Annotated in this window: 15 protein-coding genes; 9 read left to right on the forward strand and 6 right to left on the reverse strand. The window is 50.0% G+C overall.

Annotation, left to right across the window (positions count from 1 at the left end; genetic code table 11):
* Positions 1–160 precede the first annotated feature (160 nt).
* The gene (locus tag AC566Q_RS25770) at positions 161–1,633 is read left to right on the forward strand and encodes a M16 family metallopeptidase (RefSeq protein ID WP_499612478.1); all 1,473 of its coding nucleotides are present in this window, start codon (positions 161–163) and stop codon (positions 1,631–1,633) included.
* 2 nt (positions 1,634–1,635) lie between these two features.
* On the forward strand, positions 1,636–3,021 hold the full coding sequence (locus AC566Q_RS25775) for a M16 family metallopeptidase (RefSeq protein WP_499612480.1): 1,386 nt from the start codon (positions 1,636–1,638) through the stop codon (positions 3,019–3,021).
* A 120-nt stretch (positions 3,022–3,141) separates the two neighbouring features.
* On the opposite strand, the gene AC566Q_RS25780 is transcribed toward AC566Q_RS25775, so the two are convergent.
* The gene (locus AC566Q_RS25780) at positions 3,142–3,690 is read right to left on the reverse strand and encodes an outer membrane beta-barrel protein (RefSeq protein ID WP_499612481.1); all 549 of its coding nucleotides are present in this window, start codon (positions 3,688–3,690) and stop codon (positions 3,142–3,144) included.
* A gap of 407 nt (positions 3,691–4,097) precedes the next feature.
* On the opposite strand from AC566Q_RS25780, the gene AC566Q_RS25785 reads away from it, so the two are divergent.
* The 5 genes from AC566Q_RS25785 (at position 4,098) to AC566Q_RS25805 (ending at position 9,891) form a co-directional block, all read left to right on the forward strand.
* Positions 4,098–5,729: an OpgD/OpgG family glucan biosynthesis protein gene (locus tag AC566Q_RS25785; RefSeq protein WP_499612483.1), complete on the forward strand. Its 1,632-nt coding sequence runs from the start codon at positions 4,098–4,100 to the stop codon at positions 5,727–5,729.
* A gap of 31 nt (positions 5,730–5,760) precedes the next feature.
* Positions 5,761–7,677 (forward strand): glucans biosynthesis glucosyltransferase MdoH, encoded by a 1,917-nt coding sequence (gene mdoH, locus AC566Q_RS25790; protein ID WP_499617625.1) that lies wholly within the window; start codon positions 5,761–5,763, stop codon positions 7,675–7,677.
* Positions 7,678–8,034: 357 nt separating this feature from the next.
* Positions 8,035–8,409 (forward strand): type II toxin-antitoxin system RelE/ParE family toxin, encoded by a 375-nt coding sequence (locus AC566Q_RS25795; RefSeq protein ID WP_499612485.1) that lies wholly within the window; start codon positions 8,035–8,037, stop codon positions 8,407–8,409.
* The gene (locus AC566Q_RS25800) at positions 8,399–8,704 is read left to right on the forward strand and encodes a helix-turn-helix domain-containing protein (RefSeq protein ID WP_499612487.1); all 306 of its coding nucleotides are present in this window, start codon (positions 8,399–8,401) and stop codon (positions 8,702–8,704) included. Before AC566Q_RS25795 ends, AC566Q_RS25800 begins: the two co-directional genes overlap by 11 nt.
* 158 nt (positions 8,705–8,862) lie before the next feature.
* Complete coding sequence (locus tag AC566Q_RS25805; RefSeq protein WP_499612489.1) at positions 8,863–9,891, forward strand: Na+/H+ antiporter NhaC family protein; 1,029 nt, start codon at positions 8,863–8,865, stop codon at positions 9,889–9,891.
* A 191-nt stretch (positions 9,892–10,082) separates the two neighbouring features.
* Here AC566Q_RS25805 and AC566Q_RS25810 read toward each other — a convergent pair whose 3' ends face one another.
* The 5 genes from AC566Q_RS25810 to AC566Q_RS25830 form a co-directional block, all read right to left on the reverse strand.
* Positions 10,083–10,400, reverse strand: coding sequence for a CcdB family protein (locus tag AC566Q_RS25810; RefSeq protein WP_499612491.1), 318 nt, complete (start codon positions 10,398–10,400; stop codon positions 10,083–10,085).
* Positions 10,400–10,645, reverse strand: a complete 246-nt coding sequence (locus tag AC566Q_RS25815; RefSeq protein ID WP_499612493.1) for a type II toxin-antitoxin system CcdA family antitoxin — start codon at positions 10,643–10,645, stop codon at positions 10,400–10,402. Before AC566Q_RS25815 ends, AC566Q_RS25810 begins: the two co-directional genes overlap by 1 nt.
* Positions 10,646–10,803: 158 nt before the next feature.
* Positions 10,804–11,025, reverse strand: coding sequence for a VF530 family protein (locus tag AC566Q_RS25820; RefSeq protein ID WP_499612494.1), 222 nt, complete (start codon positions 11,023–11,025; stop codon positions 10,804–10,806).
* Between the two features lie 65 nt (positions 11,026–11,090).
* Positions 11,091–11,786 (reverse strand): LytR/AlgR family response regulator transcription factor, encoded by a 696-nt coding sequence (locus AC566Q_RS25825; protein WP_499612496.1) that lies wholly within the window; start codon positions 11,784–11,786, stop codon positions 11,091–11,093.
* Positions 11,780–13,270 (reverse strand): sensor histidine kinase, encoded by a 1,491-nt coding sequence (locus tag AC566Q_RS25830; RefSeq protein WP_499612498.1) that lies wholly within the window; start codon positions 13,268–13,270, stop codon positions 11,780–11,782. The genes AC566Q_RS25825 and AC566Q_RS25830 overlap by 7 nt, the downstream gene beginning before the upstream one ends.
* Before the next feature lie 289 nt (positions 13,271–13,559).
* On the opposite strand from AC566Q_RS25830, the gene AC566Q_RS25835 reads away from it, so the two are divergent.
* Together AC566Q_RS25835 and AC566Q_RS25840 are read left to right on the forward strand one after the other, a co-directional pair.
* Positions 13,560–14,411 (forward strand): ABC transporter ATP-binding protein, encoded by an 852-nt coding sequence (locus AC566Q_RS25835; RefSeq protein WP_499612500.1) that lies wholly within the window; start codon positions 13,560–13,562, stop codon positions 14,409–14,411.
* Complete coding sequence (locus AC566Q_RS25840) at positions 14,411–17,611, forward strand: M1 family aminopeptidase (RefSeq protein WP_499612502.1); 3,201 nt, start codon at positions 14,411–14,413, stop codon at positions 17,609–17,611. Before AC566Q_RS25835 ends, AC566Q_RS25840 begins: the two co-directional genes overlap by 1 nt.
* The last annotated feature ends 42 nt before the right edge of the window (positions 17,612–17,653 follow it).

Genomic DNA, 17,653 nt, shown 5'->3' on the forward strand with positions numbered 1-17,653 from the left:
AATCGGGTTGTAAAGGTCTAAAATCTTTTCAAAATATGTCAGGGTGTTGACCAATCTTTCAACAGCGCGCATGCTGGGACCAACATAACTCAAACTCTGCGCTGTTTACCGGCGCCGGGTTTATCTAATGATCCTTACTCTAACGACACAAGAGAACATTATGAGAACACTCTCTGTTATTGCAGCGGGCGTGATGTCTGTCTGGCTGGTCGGCTGCGGTCAACCTGCACAGACCGATGCACAGTCTGATAGTGCGGCAACCATGTCGGATGCCAAAACCATCGCTGATGCCGCCAGCGGCGTGGATATGAACGTCGATTACAATGTCCCGGTAGAATACTTCAAGCTCGACAATGGCCTTAAAGTGGTGTTATCCAAAGACGAGACCGCGCCAACGGTTACTGTTGCGGTGTACTATAACATCGGCTTTCGGAATGAGCCAAAAGACCGTACCGGCTTTGCGCATTTGTTTGAACATATGATGTTTCAGGGCTCGGAAAATCTTGGCAAGATGGAATTTATTAAATTGGTAAATGACAACGGCGGCGTGCTGAATGGCTCGACCCGTTTTGACTTTACCAATTATTTTGAGATTGTCCCGGCACACAAACTGGAAACCTTTTTATGGGCAGAGGCCGATCGAATGAAAGGGCTGGCCATCACTCAGGAAAACCTGACTAACCAGCAGGGCGTGGTGAAAAACGAAGTAAAGGTAAATGTGCTTAACCAGCCTTATGGCGGTTTCCCGTGGCTTGATATGCCCCAGTACGCCTTTAATAACTGGTACAACGCGCACAACTTTTACGGCGATCTGGCCGACCTCGATGCGGCCAATCTGGAAGATGTGGCGGGGTTTTTCGACATGTACTATGCGCCAAATAATGCCGCACTCGCTGTGGTAGGCGATATTGATGTAGCCGAAGCAAAAGCCATGATTGAGAAATATTTTGGTGATATTCCGGCCGCTGAGATTGCGCCTCAACCGGATTTATCTGAGCTACGCCAGGAAAAAGAAAAGGTCTTTAATAAGTACGATAAGCTGGCGCCTAAACCGGCCTACGCCTTCGCCTATAAAATGCCATCCCGGGATACGCCTGAGTACTTCGCCATGGGTATCATCGACCAGATCCTGGTGCAGGGTGAAGACAGCCTGTTGTATCAGGAGCTGGTAAAAAATAAACAAATTACCGGCAGTGTGGGTGGCGGGATTAACTACCTGCTTGGCAATATGTTTAACTACAACGGCCCTATGCTGTGGATGAGCTCGTTTACTCACGACGATACCGTAAGCCAGGAAACCATTACTTCTGCCATTGATTCTGTCGTTAATCAACTGTCTGAAAAACCACTCAGCGATGAAGAGATGTCCCGAGCGATCGTGAAGATCCGTTCCAGTCTGTTTGATTCCATCGACGGTTTCTACGGTTTCGGACGCGCCGATCTACTGGCCAGTTTTGCGTTGTTTGATGATAAACCGCAAAAAATTAATGAACTGGAAGCCAATTTTAAGCAGGTAACGCCTGAGCTTATTATGCAAACAGTAAAAGATTACCTGCGCCCAACCAATCGCACCATTCTTACCGTAACGCCCGGTGAAGCGCCGGCCGACGAATCACAGGCACAGGGAGAATAACCATGAAATTAGTCAAAACACTACTGGCTTCCTCGCTGATCACGGTGCTGACATTGTCGGTGAATGCTAAGGAAATGCCACCGGCGGGCGGTACGCCGGGCGATTTCACTGTGCCTGCGACACAGGAAATGACATTGGACAATGGCCTGAAGGTGACCTTTATCCCTTACGGCAGCACCCCTAAAGCCACGGTAAGGCTGGTGACCAACACCGGCAATATTGATGACGATGAACAAGTCTGGTTAGCCGATCTGAGCTTTGATATGTTGCGCCAGGGCACCACCAGTCAGTCAGCCAAAGCCCTTGCAGAAGCCGTTGCCAGTATGGGCGGTGAAATTAATACCAGCGTGGGCATGGACTCCAGCTTTATTGGCATGGATGTACTTGGTGAGTTTACCCCGGACGCGGTGGGCGTACTGGCAGATATGGTGATGAACGCCACATTTGATGAAGCTGAATTTGAGCGCATTAAAACCGATAGCCTGCGCGATCTGGCGGTGCAGCAATCCAACCCGTCGGCAATTGCCAGTGAGGCATTTTTCCAGTCGATTTACGGTAATCATCCATATGGCCGCCTGTACCCTACAGCGGAAAGCCTGGGGGCCTTGACCGTGGCGGATGCAAAGACTTTTATTTCGACTAACTTCGTACCGAATCGCAGCCATTTGTATGTGTCGGGCGTTTTTGACCAGGCAGCAGTAAGTAAGGCTGTAACAGCGGCGTTTGCCGACTGGCAGGCGGGCGAGGAACGTGCTGTGAAAACGGTGCTCACCAAACCCGGCCCGACCCTTGAACTGATAGAGCGCGAAGGTGCGCCTCAGTCGACATTGCGTTTAGGGTTATCCACTGTGGATGCCACCCATCCGGATTACACTAAGCTTAGTGTGATGAACACCCTGCTGGGTGGTGCATTCTCCAGCCGCATTACTTCCAATATCCGTGAAGATAAAGGCTACACCTATTCGCCGCGTTCCGCGGTAGTAGACAGAGTTGGTAGTGCAGTGTGGTATGAAGGCGCCGATGTGACCGCTGAAGCCACTGGTGCATCACTGATGGAAATCTTTAAAGAGATCGATTTGTTAGCGAATGAAGCGCCACCGGCTGAAGAACTGAAAGGGGTGCAGAACTACATGGCTGGAATCTTCGTGTTGCGCAATTCTTCACGAAGCGCAATCATTTCGCAATTGACGTTTTTGGAGCTGCATGGCTTGGATGAGTCCTACCTTACCGACTATGTGCAAAACGTGCATGGCGTAACGCCGGAAGAAGTCAGCAACACGGCTAAGAAGTATTTGGATAGCGATAAGATGCATCTGACCATTGTAGGAGATACCGCAACGGTCACGCCTCAGCTGAAAGAGGTTAAAGCCCTGGAAGCCTACCAGTAGATGTAAGACAGCGCTGAGAGAAACAAAAAAATGCCGGACCCACATCCGGCATTTTATTTCTGAGGGATTGAAGAATAAAAAGCCCCGCCTCGTCCTTGTATGCGGAGCGTAAACTGTTATTTAGAACGCGTAACGGGCAGAAAGCTGAAATACATCTGCGTCGTCCATAAATTCATAGTTGGCACCTACCGCAAATTGCGGGTTGAAGTAGTAATAAGCACCGGCTTTAAGGGTAATGTCGCCGTCGTCCAGATCCAGGTAGCCCAGTTCACCGTTCACTTCCAGCTCAGGCGTTAACATGCTGCGCACACCGGCATTCAGGCTGTAGCCATTGTCATCGTAAAAATCCGCATCAATGCGTTCGAAGTTCGCGCCAACATAGGCATCGGTAGTGCTATTTACGGCTAAGCGATAACCACCACCGAGCGTCATGGTGGTAAAATCGATATTACCGGTCTCTGCCCAGCCAAATTCGCCGTTCACATAAAAGTTGGGATCGAGTAAATACTTCCCATTCACCTGTAAACCGTCCGGATCGAAACCACCATCGCCGTCATAGCTCAGGTAACCGCCTTCTACATAGCGCCAGTCGGGCGTATCCGCATTGACTGATACAGAAAACATGGAGGCTGACAACGCGGTGAGGGCGATAATTGAAGATGCTTTCATAGTGGTACTCCTTAAGAAAAAACAAAAAGCGTTTTGCTGCCAGGGCTTTTGCAAGCATTGGGCCAGGGTGTAAAAAAAGTTAAATAAAAGTGAATTAACGCTTAATAAACAGCTGTTTATGCACTTTTCAGATAGCTTTTCCGAAGAGGTTGGAGTGGTGTTTAGGTTGATTTTTAAACAGGCTTTCTGTGAAATGTGTTGCTAAATACCAACACCTACTTAGCCTAAAGTATAATTTTCACGGTATGTTTTTTAGTCGAATAAACTCTTCATAAATAAATTTATCGTCTAACTGTATAATATATAGCGATTTTATTTTAATTTGCGTGCAAAGCAACAAGGTTGGATCGGCATTTGCTCTAGTCACTGTAGTTTTTCTGGCTGCTTTGAATCAAATGGAGATAGCAATGCCACCAACCAAAAGGTTATTACCTTCTTATCTGGCTGCTTTATCAGCAGGCGGTCCGGTTTTCAGTGACCGCACACTCGTTTATTCAGTACGTGCATTCGCATGTGTCATTCTTATGCTGTGCGGCGCGGCTGTGACTCAGGCCGAAGAAGTGTCGGCGCAAAATCTGCCACCCGAATCCGCGCCTATTTTAAATAGCATAATTGAAGAAGCCCGTCAGTCGGCCACCCAGGCCTACGAAACAGACGATCATGAACTGTCTGACGCGCTTAAAGAAATGAATTACCAGACTTACCGTGCAATCCGTTTTAAAGCCGACAAGAGCTTATGGCGCGGTGAGAACCCCTACGAAGTACAGTTTTTCCATCCCGGCTTTTTGTATCAGCAGCCGGTAACCGTGTATACCATTGGCGCAGATAACCAACCCAGGCGTTTACCCTTCGAGCGTGAAGCGTTCCGCTATGACGGCGATGCCGCACCACTGGCAAAGGAAACCGCTGACGATAACGGTTATGCCGGTTTTCGCGTTCACTTCCCGATTAAAAATCAACAATACAAAGACGAATTTGCCGTATTCCTGGGCGCTTCTTACTTCCGCCTGATTGGTAAAGAACACGTATATGGCATTTCCGCGCGTGGTCTGGCTATCGATACCGGCCTGCCGGAAGGAGAAGAGTTTCCGCATTTCACCAAGTTCTGGTTAATTGAACCGGGTCAGGGTGAGCCCATGATGATTTATGCCCGCCTGGAGAGCCCTTCGGTAAGCGGTGCCTATAAATTTATTATTACCCCGGGGGATGAGACCAACGTAAAAGTACAAAGCTGGTTATTTGCCCGTGAAGACGTTGCCAAACTTGGCGTAGCGCCTTTCACCAGTATGTTTTTGTACGGTGAAAATACAGCCGTAGTGCCCGACGATTATCGTCCTGAGGTGCACGACAGCGATGGCGTAAACATGATCACCGAGAGCGGTGAACAAATCTGGCGCGTACTGACTAACCCGGCAAAACTGCAAATCACATCAATGAGTGACTCTGCGCCAAAAGGGTTTGGTGTAATGCAACGCGATACCGACTTCGCCAGCTACCTTGATGGCGAAGCTAACTATCATCAGCGCCCGGGGTTATGGGTAACCCCGCAGGCGGGTTTTGAAAAAGGCCGTCTGGAAGTGGTGGAAATCCCCACTAATTCTGAAACCCACGACAACATTGTGGCTTACTGGGTACCCGAAGCGCCGTTTGTGGCCGGTGAAAGCCGTTACTTTGCTTACCAGCTCGAAACGGTAACCGGTGCCCGCAAAAGCGATTTGGCTACGGTTGTGCGCACTCGCCAGGGCGCTACGGTTTTACCGGGCGAAGAGCCTCAGGAGTCGCAAACCCGCCGTTTTTCCATCGATTTTAAGGTACCTGCGGGCATGAGCGTTGCGCCTGAAATGCTCAACCTCACAGCTACCACTAACCAGGGACAGATTCAGCAAGCGCGCGTGTTCCCGGTTAACAGCGGTAAATTATTGCGCGCAACTTTTCTGCTAACCCCGCAGGCCGGTCAGCCAGCGGATATGCGTCTTTACATTCATCAAGAAAACCAACGTGTCAGTGAGGTATGGAACTATGTCTATCATGCACAATAATACTCACTCGGACTCTGAAGGCAGTACTCCAATGGCAACGCCTGTATTGCGGGCGTGGGGTTCAGGCGTACGATTATCCATAATGGCGATTCTGGCCATTCCCACCGCTGCATTAGCCGGGTGGAGCCTGTACGAAATTTTTAAACCTAACGTGTTAACCGAAATGGAAATCGCCCAGCTGGCATTGAGTATGATGCTGTTTTTATGGCTGGCGATGTCGTTTTGGACAGCGGTGATCGGCTTTGTATTAAAGCTGTTTAATATCGATCCGCTCAGTATGCGTAAAGCACAACCCGCGCCGCGCACCGATGCACCGCTCACCAAGCGCCACGCGGTGGTAATGCCGGTGTATAACGAAGATACCCGCCGTATTATGGTGGGCTTTGAAGGCTGCGTACGCGAGTTGCTGGATACCGAAAACGGCAAGCAATACGACTTCTACATGCTCAGTGACACCACCAAGCCGGAAATGGCTGAGGCCGAGCTGGCAGCCTGGGAAGCGCTAACCGCTCGTTTAGGCGATAAAAGTAGCCAGGTATTCTATCGCCGTCGCGAGAAAAACACCGGCCGTAAAGTGGGTAATCTGGCCGACTTCTGTCAGCGCTGGGGTAACCGTTACGAAGCCATGATTGTGCTGGATGCCGACAGTATTATGTCGGGCGAGCGTATGAACGATCTGGCTTACCGCATTGAGCAAAACCCGAATACGGCGCTCATCCAGACCATTCCTATGCCGGTGCGTCAGCATACTTTCTTTGCGCGTTTTGTGCAGTTTGCTGCACATCTGTACAGCCCGATGCTGGCTACCGGATTGTCATTCTGGCAAACCGACAGTGCAAACTACTGGGGCCACAATGCGATTATCCGCGTGGAACCCTTTATGCAGCATTGCGGACTACCAACACTGGAAGGTAAAGAGCCCTTTGGTGGCGACATTTTAAGTCATGACTTTGTGGAAGCGGCTTTATTACGCCGTGCAGGCTGGCAGTGTTTCCTGTTAACGGACACTACCGGCAGTTATGAGGAAGTACCCTCAAACATGATTGAGTACGCTACCCGCGACCGCCGTTGGGTGCAGGGTAATATTCAGCATTTAGGTTTACTCGGTGTTAAGGGCTTAAAGGCGACCAACCGTTTGCATTTTGTGTTTGGTGCTTTCGCCTATATTTCGTCATTGTTACTGCTGCTGGTGCTGGCATTCGGCACCGCCGATGCACTCTACCGTGCCTTAACACCGGTGGAATTCTTTACTGCTGAATACCAGTTATTCCCGGACTGGCAAATTGCCCGTCAGGGGTTAATGGTAGCCACCATGTGGGGAACAGCAGCGCTGTTATTTATGCCTAAAGTGCTGGGCCTGATCCTGGCGTTGATCCAGCGTCGCAAAGAGTTTGGTGGTGCATGGCGCTTAATTAAAGGCGGCGTGATGGAGCTGGCTATGGCCATTCTTATTGCCCCGCTGATGATGTTTTACCACAGCTACTTTGTGATAAGCGTATTTGCCGGAATTTCGGTGAAATGGGAAGCCCAGGCCCGTGAAGGCAGCATGGTACGATGGATGGATTCACTTAAACGCTCAAAAGTAGCAACCATCGTCGCTTTAGCCTGGGGCGCGGCCACGTTCGTCTACACACCGGCTCTGTTTATCTGGCTGTTACCGGTATTAATCGGACTCATTCTGGCAGCGCCGCTGATTCGGATCACCTCCAGCCTAGGCCTTGGCCGGGCAGCCATGCGTGGTGGTATCTTCGTGATCCAGGACGAAATCAACGAATGCCGTGCTTTAAAACGAGTTCGTATTGGTATGGCTAACATTGAACACAGTGAAGCAGACAATATGAAAGCCCCGGTACCGGCATTGCCTGAAAGCAGCTGGGAACCTATGGTGATCCAGGATTTCAGTACTTATCCTGAACCGCGAACGCCACTGGCACCCGAAGCTGCGTAATAGCCTGATAACTAACATTAAAAGCCGTCGTATGACGGCTTTTTTGGTGGCTGAACGGGTTTGAGGTTAAAGGTCATCGCTGTTTGTAAACGATTTTACCTGAACTTGTGCCACTGCTTTCTTCATCTTCATTCGCAAAACTGAATCTCAGTGTAGTAGAAGCGAGTTAGCGTTTCTGTCACGCTTGAATTGCAAGTACAGCTGATGACGGCACCGATCATCTGTCTTCAGGTAAAGTCTCTATCATCAAATTGCGCGGACAATATCATCTAACTATTCCTTCTTATCGGGAGATTAGATTTTTAGTGACTTGGTGAATCTTGCAAAATTTGTAAATGTACCCTGTTGGAGTATACTTTGATATACAAGACGAGAGAGTTTGCGTCGCTAAGTAAAAAGGAATACTTAAGTGATAATGATCTTATCGATGCTTGTAAAGAGATGGCTGACGGACTATTTGATGCAGATCTTGGTGGCAATGTTTATAAAAAACGCATTGCCTCCCAGGGTAAAGGCAAAAGTTCAGGTTACAGAACTATCATAGGGGCGAATATTGGAGAAAAGTACTTCTTTCTCTATGTTTTCGCGAAAAAATCGAAGGCCAATATCAACGTCAGGGAAAAATTAGCCCTCAAGGAGTTAGCAAAGGAGTTGCTTGGTTTAACCCGTGATCAAATTAATCAACTTGTAGCAGATGGCGAATTACTAATCGTGAGTGAAGATGATGAGTAACATTTTAAAATCAGTTCATAATACTGCCAAAGGGTTAAGAAAGTCCGGGGTAATTGATAAAACAACGATGCGTAAATTCGATGCAATGTGTTTAACAAGTGTTCACGAATTTTCTCCAGAACGAGTCAGGAACCTAAGGTTAAAATATAATCTGTCCCAGCCTGTGTTTGCTCAGTATTTAAATGTCAGTGATAAACTGGTAAAAAAATGGGAACAGGGTGATAGCGCTCCCAGAGGCCCAGCTTTAAAAATGTTAATTATTGCAGAAAAGAAAGGCCTGGACGTAATAGCATAAACAAGCGCTATGACTGTACTTGTTTCCATATTTCCGATCTATACAGCGCGACGCCGCGTAGCTACCTGGATACTTGAGCATAAAAAACCAGTGCTCCCAGCTTAAATGGTCCCCGGAGGCTCACTAAGCTCACCCGCTTCAAAATGAATGGAGGCAGTATGGAAGAGAAGCAGCCTGTTACGCCAACGCTATTGCTCGCACTCACGCCTGTGGTGTTGACGCTGATTATTCTGGGCACACAGATATTCTACTTCGGTGTATTTGAGCCACATATTCCCCTGGCTATTGGGGTGGCGATGGCCAGCTTTGTGGGCATTCACTTAGGGCTTAGCTGGGAAGAGATTCGAGCCGGTATTTTTAAAGTGATTCATGTGGCCTTGCCTTCGGTAAGCGTACTGATTGTGGTGGGCATGATCATCGGCATATGGATTGCCAGCGGTACCGTGCCAACCATCATCTATTACGGTTTAAAAACATTGTCCCCGGAGATTTTTCTTGCCGCAGGCATGGTGATATGTGCCGTGGTAGCCGTATCCCTTGGCACCAGTTGGGGTAGTGTGGGAACCGTAGGCCTGGCACTGATGGGCATTGGCGATGGATTTAATATCCCCGTATACTGGACTGCCGGGGCGGTAGTCTCGGGTGCATTTTTCGGCGATAAGGTCTCGCCACTTTCTGATACCACTAATCTGGCTCCCGCCGTTACCGGCACCGATGTGTTCTCTCATATTCAAAATATGATGGCTACGACTATTCCCGCCATGGTCATTGCCTTTCTGATTTACCTTGGAGTCGGGTATTTTGTGGTGGCTGGCGACCCTTACTTGTCGGTCGCGTTACCCGGAAGGATGTTTTCGCCTGTCTACCGCGGCATGGGGTATTCAACGTTAAACCTATCGCGAGGCGTTGAAGAAGGGGGCACATTAATGTCGCCTCTGATCCCGTGGAATGCCGGCGGCGCGTTTGTTATCTCGGCACTCGGCCTTGGCATTGCGGGAGATAGTTTAGAAAACTTACTGTACATCCCTCTGGCTTTTGCCTGCTGGACCGCGCCTTTGATCGGGATATTTTATGCCTACCTTGGTTGGTTCTCACCCAAAGCCTCAGACGAGGAACGCGAAGAATGGGAATCATCAGGCGCTGACATCGCAAAGTTTAATGACGATGGTACGCCAGTGGCGAATTAAGGCTTTTCAAAGGTGTTTCGAGGTGAGTTTCCTGTCACACCATATGCAATGCTTCACATGGTCCCTGATGGATTCGTCGGTGAAAAATGCCCGGGTAAGTTTGTTACCAGTAAAGAGCTGGAGGGCAGAATCAGTGAATGCAGAGTAGTGCGGCGTATATGCTAATTAGAGCAAGCCCGCTGAATACGGCGTTATATTCCTGTAATGGCGAAGTCTATCGCGTCTATAAGCAAATCTCTGTATGGTTCCAGAGAACCAATGCGATCACGTAACACCTCCTCGGGGATAGCGCTTAATTGCTGAGCAAGGAATAAATAAGTTTCTCCTTCGTACTCTATCTCCGGCGTCAACTTTTTCATGTACAGGCTGCTTCTGGTACTCCTTTTGATTAATGGTACCGTAAGCCGTGTTGCTAATTCATCGATAACAGAATTCTGGACATCAACAAGCAGGGGATAGGCTTTACCCGTTTTCTTGCTTGGATTTCTGTAGACATCAAACTGAGCCATCAAAAATGCCTGTATTCATCACCTATACAACCATTTTCGCTTACAAACTCGTTATATGCCGATATCGCAGCCTTATTTTCCTGTTTCCATTTCTCAGCTTCAACACTCTTGAGCTTGTCTTTAAGTGCTTGCTCCAAAGTCGCTGATAAATTCACTTTTAAGCTCCGCGCTTTCTGCAATAAATCGCTGTTTAAGCTTAAGTTTGTTGCTTTTTTTGGGGCATTGATGTCATATAAATCTTGCATTTTATCACTCCAATAAAATTCAAAATTTAGTATACGTATACAAATGCGCATTGAAAAGTGTGATTTGAATATAACCAGTCTAGGCGCTCGACTCGCCCGCTGGACGCTTACACCCGGGCAGCTTCACTTTGATGCTTACTTTAAGCACCGATTCGCAGCTAACCGTCACTGAAAGTACTCAGGTAAAGCGCCTCTACCTTATCCCTGGCCCATTGGGTTTTACGCAAAAATTTCAGCGACGATTTAATCGACGGATCGTTGTTAAAGCAATTGACTCTGATTTGCTGATACAAACCCTGCCAACCATAGTGTTGCTGCAGGCGGGTAAGGAGCTTTTCCAGCGTCAGGCCGTGTAACGGATTGTTGGGTTGTTGGTTCAAGGTGGGGGCTCTGTCGAGTTAATTGTGTGGGCATTATCGCGTGTCGCTGTTGGCCTGAAAAGCCTTTATTGGCCGGGTAGAGGTAATAGCCGGTTTAGTGCGCCTTTGAATGACTTGCCCACTCTAAGTCGCACCTGATTATTCAGTAACACTGAGTCACTGTCTTTCCCTATTACTGCGTTGTTGCGTACCACAAAGGATTTGTGGATTTGGCTGAAGGCCTGTGCGGGCAGTTCTGCCAGTAGCTTCTTTAAAGTGCTGTTGGCCAGTAGCATGCTATCACCCTGCCACACCTTGACGTAGTTGCCATAGGCTTCCAGATAGGTGATGTCTCGCAGGCTTACTTTTCGTAGTTCGCGGTCTACTTTAATCACAATCTCTTTGGGTGCCGGTATAGGTTGGCTGGCAGCGCTGCGCTGGCGAACTCTATCTAAGGCAGATGTAAGGCGGGCGTCACTCACCGGCTTCAACAGGTAATCGGTCACATCCAGCTCGAAGCCCTGCAGGGCGAATTCCTCATAGGCGCTGACGATAATCACCTGGGGTCGGTTAGCCATGACCTTGAGCATATCCATGCCGTTTAGCTGCGGCATATTAATATCGAGGAAGATCAAATCAGCGCGGTTAGAGGCTAACCAGGCCAGTGCCTCGGCGGCGTTATAGCATTGTTTTACCACCTTTACGTCCCGGTGACTGGCCAGGTGATGCAAAATGACTTTATGGGCTAACGGCTCATCATCCACAATCAATGCGTTTAGCATGGCGCGAGCTCCATTTGCAATCGGGTGTACCAGTGATTACCGCGCTGTTCGCTAATCAGCTCGTGGCAATTAGCGTACTGCAGGTTTAAGCGGCGCCGCAGGTTTTCCAGCCCCAGCCCGCTGTTGTCTTCATCAACTGGCGTTTGTGCGCTCTGGCCTATGGGGTTTTTACATTCAAATACCAGGCGATTATTATCCAGTGTGAGCGCTAACTTAAGCTCGCAGGGCTTGCTGGCTTTTTCGATGCCATGTTTAAAGGCATTTTCCAACACTATGATCAGTAACAGCGGTGACAGCTGCCAGCGTTCAGCCTGGGTTGGCCAGGTGCACTGAAAGTGACAGTCATCGGTATAGCGCATAGACTGCAGTGCCAGGTAGTCCTGCAAATAACGCACGTCATCAACCAGGGATACTTGTTCTTTCTGGCCCTGATAAACGGTGTAGCGTAACAGCCCTGCGAGTTTTTCTACCATGTCCGGCGCCTGTGGTGAACGCTCCAGACACAGCGCATACAAATTATTCAGGGTATTAAACAGAAAGTGAGGGTTTACCTGTTGTTGCAGCATTTGCAATTCGGTGCGGGTTTGTCGGCGGGCAATATCCGCTACTCTGGCATCCTGAGATTTGCGCTCAAACGCCAGAATAATAGGGGTGCTGAACATCAACAACCAAAAGGTCATCTGACTGTTAAAGGGGTCAAAAGGGTTGTGGTTTTCTGATGGGATCAAGGTGAAGTCAGTGACGTTATTCAGCGGCATCAATAACAGCAGCGCGCTTATCGGTGTGCTGAACAGCAGAATAAAGATGAGTCCACCGGCCAGGAACGGTATTAAACCATGTACTGCCAGCAAGCGGCGGATCAGCACATAACGGTTAAACCAATATACGCCGAATAGCACCAGTGCCATCAAACTGAACTGCCAGAAATAGTGCATAAATAGCGGTAGTTTTTCTGTAATCAGGGCAAAGTCGATGATCATCTGTAATGGCTGATTGACCATGGGGTTGTCTGTGTACAGAAAAACGCCTGCCATGGTAAAGGCCCATAAAAACAAGCTTAGGGCCACCATGAAGTCTAATGATAACAGGTGTGCAATCCAGCTTCGGGGGCCCTGCTTAACCCGCCCGTAGAAGTGGTGAATAAACCACAGCACACTGGCTACCATGGCAAACACTACGCCTTGTATTTCCAGCAACCGCCACTGACCGTAGGCGGGAATGGTATGCGCCAGAATATTGCTTAACAGCGGATAACCGATAAACCCGCCTAACCAGATGAGCAGCGCCGGTCTGCCGGAGCGTGTTGAGGCCAGATAATGGCACACAAAAAACGGCAGCATCTCTAGCAATAGTTGGCCGTGTACCGCCAGATAAGTGGTGGCATCGGGTTGTTGGTAAGAAAGAAAGCGAATCGCGGCTTCCAGCAACAGGGCGGCAAAAATCGGTAGCAGTACCAAACTGATTTTGCGCAAATTAACCACCATGTTGCTGAACCCTTGAATAAATAAAGCTGCCAAAGTCTGCCTGATAGGCGCGGCCTGCACACGTTGTGAATGATGAACCTACGCAATTTAATGATGAAAGTAAAACCTGTTGCGGCCGGAGCCCTGTTTAAGTCATCGCAACAAGGTTTTTACTCCACCCGGTACTGAATAAACCACTCTTTTGTCGTTTGTCACCGCAAACTTATGCTTTGTCATCCCTTGCTGTTTAGCCGTTAATCAGCTTGGTAGGTTAAGGCCATTCTCGTTTCACATTCAGGATGATGACCCCATGCTTACCATGACCGACGTGTCTAAAACCTATTCAGATGGCACCAAAGCGCTGAATGATATTTCCTTAACCTTGCCGGCGGGCATGGTAGGCCTTTTAGGCCCCAATGGTGCAGGCAAATCCAGCTTAATGCGCACTCTGGCCTGTTTACAGGCACCAGACAGCGGGCAGATTAGCTTTAACAATACGGATATTCAGCAATCACCGCAGCGTTTGCGTGAACAGCTTGGCTACTTACCCCAGTCTTTCGGGGTGTATCCACACATGAGTTGTGTGGCCATGCTTGAGCACATCGCGGCCCTGAAAAACATTCCGCGTAAACAGGCTAAGCAGCAAATAGAGGAATTACTGACGCTAACCAACCTGACGGCATTTGCCGGTAAGCGCGTGAGTACCTTTTCCGGCGGCATGCGACAACGTTTTGGCATTGCTCAGGCACTGTTGGGCGACCCAAAGTTATTGATCATGGATGAGCCCACGGCCGGGCTCGACCCGCAGGAGCGCCAGCGTTTACACAGTGTGCTCATCCGCCTGAGCCAGAACAAGCTGGTATTGCTTTCCACTCATATTGTGGAAGACATTGAGCACCTGTGCCCCCAGGCTGCCATTATGATGCAGGGCGCCATCGTCGACAGTGGCGCTATTCCTGCGCTCATTGCGCCAATGCAAAACAACGTGTGGGAAACCTCAGCAAAACCCGCAGAAGGCATATTATTGGGTGAGCGTTATCACTTCGGCCAGCCAGTATGGCGGGTGTGCCATCATGAACCGCCTGGTGCTGATGCCGTAGCCTGCCGGGCAACCTTGCAGGACCGCTACTTTCTTGAACTGGCCAGGCGGGAGGCGAACTGATGCTGATCATCAATGAATGGCGTTTATATGTGCGTCAGCCTCTGGTGTGGTTAGGTGCACTGGGTCTCCCCGGATTGTCGGTATTGTTGGTGCAGGGCCTGACCGTTGCCGATTTACAGTTGGCAAAACGCCTTACCATGCTAAATATTACCGTGGTCATGCTGGCGCTGCCCGTGGTGGTGGCTGCGTTAACGCCTCCCCTACTGCAGCGTGACAGGCTCCACACTATGCAGGAGCTTGTTGGTGCGGCCAGAACGAGTCAGTTTACCCGGCGGCTGAACCGGTTTGTGGCCTTTTTGAGTCTGGTGGCGGTGATCTGTTTATGCGGCTCGGTGCTGCAGCTATTAATGCTTAGTCAGCATCCGCTATTCGACGCCGGTGTTATTCACACGGCGCTGAAAAACGGCTTGTTTATAGTCGCTCCGGCGTGTTTTTGGTATTGCGCTGCCGCGTTACTGATTGCTCAGCGAGTCAGAAGTGCGCTGCCGGTGTATGCCTTTTTCGCCCTGGTGTGGATAGCTTATGTCATGTTGGCGTCCGTGACTGGCTCGCCTGTTTTGGCGGGGAGTAGCATTATCCATCCATCGCTTTACGAGGCGATGCTGGTAGCTGACCCTTTGGGTTTTACGGCGATTTTTGCCCAGTTTACCGGTGATCAGACTGACTGGTCAGTTAACCCGAGCATTGTTCTGAATCGTCTGGCCTGGCTGGCGCTTAGCGCACTGCTGGTGTGGTTAGCGTTGAGCGCTCGAAGTGTGTTAAATGAAAGCGTTAAACGCGCACCCGGGTGGCGTTTGAGGAGAACTGCGCCGCTGCCTGCCAGCAAAATTAAAATGCCTGCGGCCATTACTCATCATCCCTTTGCCGCGTTGCTTATGAACGCGACCAAAGCGTTACTGGTTAATCGGGTGATGCTGTTAGTACTGGCACTTTACGCTGGCGCGATTTTCTCCGAAGTGCTGGCGGCCATAGATTATGCAGAACCCCACTCAGTCATCACGCCGCTGAGTATTGATGCGCTCAATCGCGTTGTGTGGGATATGTTACCCTTTGCCGGCTGCGTACTCATGGCACTCTGGAGCTGGCAACTGGGCTGGCAAAATCAGCGTAACGGTGCCGCAGAAATGATCGCCGCAACCCCAATAAGCAACCACCAACTGGTCTCTGCTCAGGCCCTGACTATGGGTATTGCCTGGCTCGCTTTATTGAGTATCACGGCGGTGGCTGTTCTGGTGGCTCAACTGCTGGCAGATAGTGTTATTGAGGCAGGCGTATATGGGCAAATACTGGCAATGACAGGCCTGCCTGTATTGCTGTTTGGCTGGCTTTGCCTGGCACTTCACCATGTTATGCGTAGTGCGTTGATGGCAGGCGGGCTTTGCCTGCTGTTGCTGATGGTTAAGTTTACACCACTCCTTTCCCTGGCGGGCATTTCCCACCCTTTACTCGATATCGCCGGTACGCCGTTACAGCCTGCCGACTATTTAATCGGCTTCTCCCGCAGTGAACATACCTTTTGGCCGTACCTTATTACGTGGTCGGCAGTCGCGGTTTGCGCACTGGTGCTGGCGGTAAACAAAACGCACCGCGGGGCAGGCTTTGCGCTGCGACCCTGGCGTTCCTTGTCTCGCTCTGGCTGCCTTGCTGTTGGTGTGGTAGTTGTGGTGCTAGCAGGTTTTAATCTGGCTTTACAACAAGAACGGCCTTACATGACACCCGACGCCCGTTATGCCCTGCGCGCCGACTACGAAAACCAATATGCTCATTGGCATGCGCGGGTTCAGCCGGTAGTTACGCACATTGATGCGCTGGTGGATTTTTTTCCCCAGAAGCGCCGGGTAATGCTTAATCTCACACTACACCTTAAAAACCTCAGTGATGAGGCGATTAATGAGGTGTTAGTGGGCAGTTACCCTGGGTTTAAACCCAAAGCGCTAACGCTCAGCGGCGGGCAACTAACGTCTCAGAACGAGCGCTTACAGCAGTCTGTGTATCAACTGGATTCGCCACTACAACCTGGAAAAGGACTGACCTTGCAGGCAGAAATAGTGGTAAATGGCGCGCGCAGATGGCTACCTTCAGGCCATCAAATTCTGCTTCCGGAGTTCAGTTATTTACGCGGCGTTCCGTTACTCCCCAATATTGGCTTTAACCGACAGTACACGCTACGTGATGAAGTGCTCAGGGAAGAACTTGGCTTAGCGGCTTTGGATATGCCGTTACCCAGTGCCTTTGACGGTAAGGCCCCGGTCACAACATTGCAATCGACCCCGGTTACCCTGCGCAGTGTTGTTTCTTCGCCGGTTTCGCATACCGTGCATACTCAGGGGCAAATAGTTAACCAGTGGCTGGCTGCTGGTCGTCGCTACACGGAATTTGCCACTGCAGAGCCTGTTCGTAATATTCCGGTCTGGCTTGCCACTTTGCAAACGAGTACAACCTATAGCGCCTCGACGGGGGGGCGCTCTGTGGATATCAATTTAACTGGTTTAACCCGCGATCTCACGAGTGGCTCACAAGCCAGTGCGCAGCAAGTTCATTTACAGGCAGTGACCGACACCCTTAAATGGTTTTCGGCTCAGCTTACGCCCTATCCTTACCAGCAGTTATCCTTGCTGTTTACGCCAGAATTCGGCCCCAGCGGTTATGCGCTGCCACAGGTTATTTTAATGTCTCATCGCCTGGCAGTGCGGGCGCGCCCTGCCACCGATGCTGGCTTTGACCAGCGGTATCGGCGAACGGCGCATGAAGTGGCCCATCAGTGGTTTGGCCATCAGATTGGCTATGGCGTGGAAGCAGACGGTGCCTTTTTAATTGAATCGCTGGCGAAATATGCTGAGCTGGTGCTGATTGAACAGCGCTTCGGTAAAGAGACAATGCAGGCGCTGGTGGACTTTGAGCGGCAGCGCTATCAGCACGCTTTGCGGGGCCGGTTAACAGCCACCACAGCCATTATTGATGCTACCAGCTCGCCGGATGTGTATGCCAGAGCAACGCTGGTGTTTGCCAGGCTTCGGGAGCTGGTAGGCGACGAGCCCATTGTCAGTGTATTGAAACAGTTGCTCGAGCAGAACGCGCCGGGTAAGAAAAGTGTTACCTCGATGGATTTTGTTACCCGACTGCTGGCTTCGACTGATGCTCGATATCACAACGAGATAAGGCAACTACTGCTGGGGCGAGAGGTAAAGGGGTTGCTGTAGAAACGAAAAAGGAGCAGATAGCTGCTCCTTTTTGTTGGGTTA

It is taken from the genome of Alteromonas sp. H02, from assembly GCF_059682525.1.

What these genes read in the sequence shown, in the direction of transcription:
- AC566Q_RS25770 (WP_499612478.1), top strand. Translation starts at nt 161, where the DNA reads ATGAGAACACTCTCTGTTATTGCAGCGGGCGTGATGTCTGTCTGGCTG.
- AC566Q_RS25775 (WP_499612480.1), top strand. Translation starts at nt 1,636, where the DNA reads ATGAAATTAGTCAAAACACTACTGGCTTCCTCGCTGATCACGGTGCTG.
- AC566Q_RS25780 (WP_499612481.1), bottom strand. Translation starts at nt 3,690, where the DNA reads ATGAAAGCATCTTCAATTATCGCCCTCACCGCGTTGTCAGCCTCCATG.
- AC566Q_RS25785 (WP_499612483.1), top strand. Translation starts at nt 4,098, where the DNA reads ATGCCACCAACCAAAAGGTTATTACCTTCTTATCTGGCTGCTTTATCA.
- mdoH (WP_499617625.1), top strand. Translation starts at nt 5,761, where the DNA reads ATGGCAACGCCTGTATTGCGGGCGTGGGGTTCAGGCGTACGATTATCC.
- AC566Q_RS25800 (WP_499612487.1), top strand. Translation starts at nt 8,399, where the DNA reads ATGATGAGTAACATTTTAAAATCAGTTCATAATACTGCCAAAGGGTTA.
- AC566Q_RS25805 (WP_499612489.1), top strand. Translation starts at nt 8,863, where the DNA reads ATGGAAGAGAAGCAGCCTGTTACGCCAACGCTATTGCTCGCACTCACG.
- AC566Q_RS25810 (WP_499612491.1), bottom strand. Translation starts at nt 10,400, where the DNA reads ATGGCTCAGTTTGATGTCTACAGAAATCCAAGCAAGAAAACGGGTAAA.
- AC566Q_RS25815 (WP_499612493.1), bottom strand. Translation starts at nt 10,645, where the DNA reads ATGCAAGATTTATATGACATCAATGCCCCAAAAAAAGCAACAAACTTA.
- AC566Q_RS25825 (WP_499612496.1), bottom strand. Translation starts at nt 11,786, where the DNA reads ATGCTAAACGCATTGATTGTGGATGATGAGCCGTTAGCCCATAAAGTC.
- AC566Q_RS25830 (WP_499612498.1), bottom strand. Translation starts at nt 13,270, where the DNA reads ATGGTGGTTAATTTGCGCAAAATCAGTTTGGTACTGCTACCGATTTTT.
- AC566Q_RS25835 (WP_499612500.1), top strand. Translation starts at nt 13,560, where the DNA reads ATGCTTACCATGACCGACGTGTCTAAAACCTATTCAGATGGCACCAAA.
- AC566Q_RS25840 (WP_499612502.1), top strand. Translation starts at nt 14,411, where the DNA reads ATGCTGATCATCAATGAATGGCGTTTATATGTGCGTCAGCCTCTGGTG.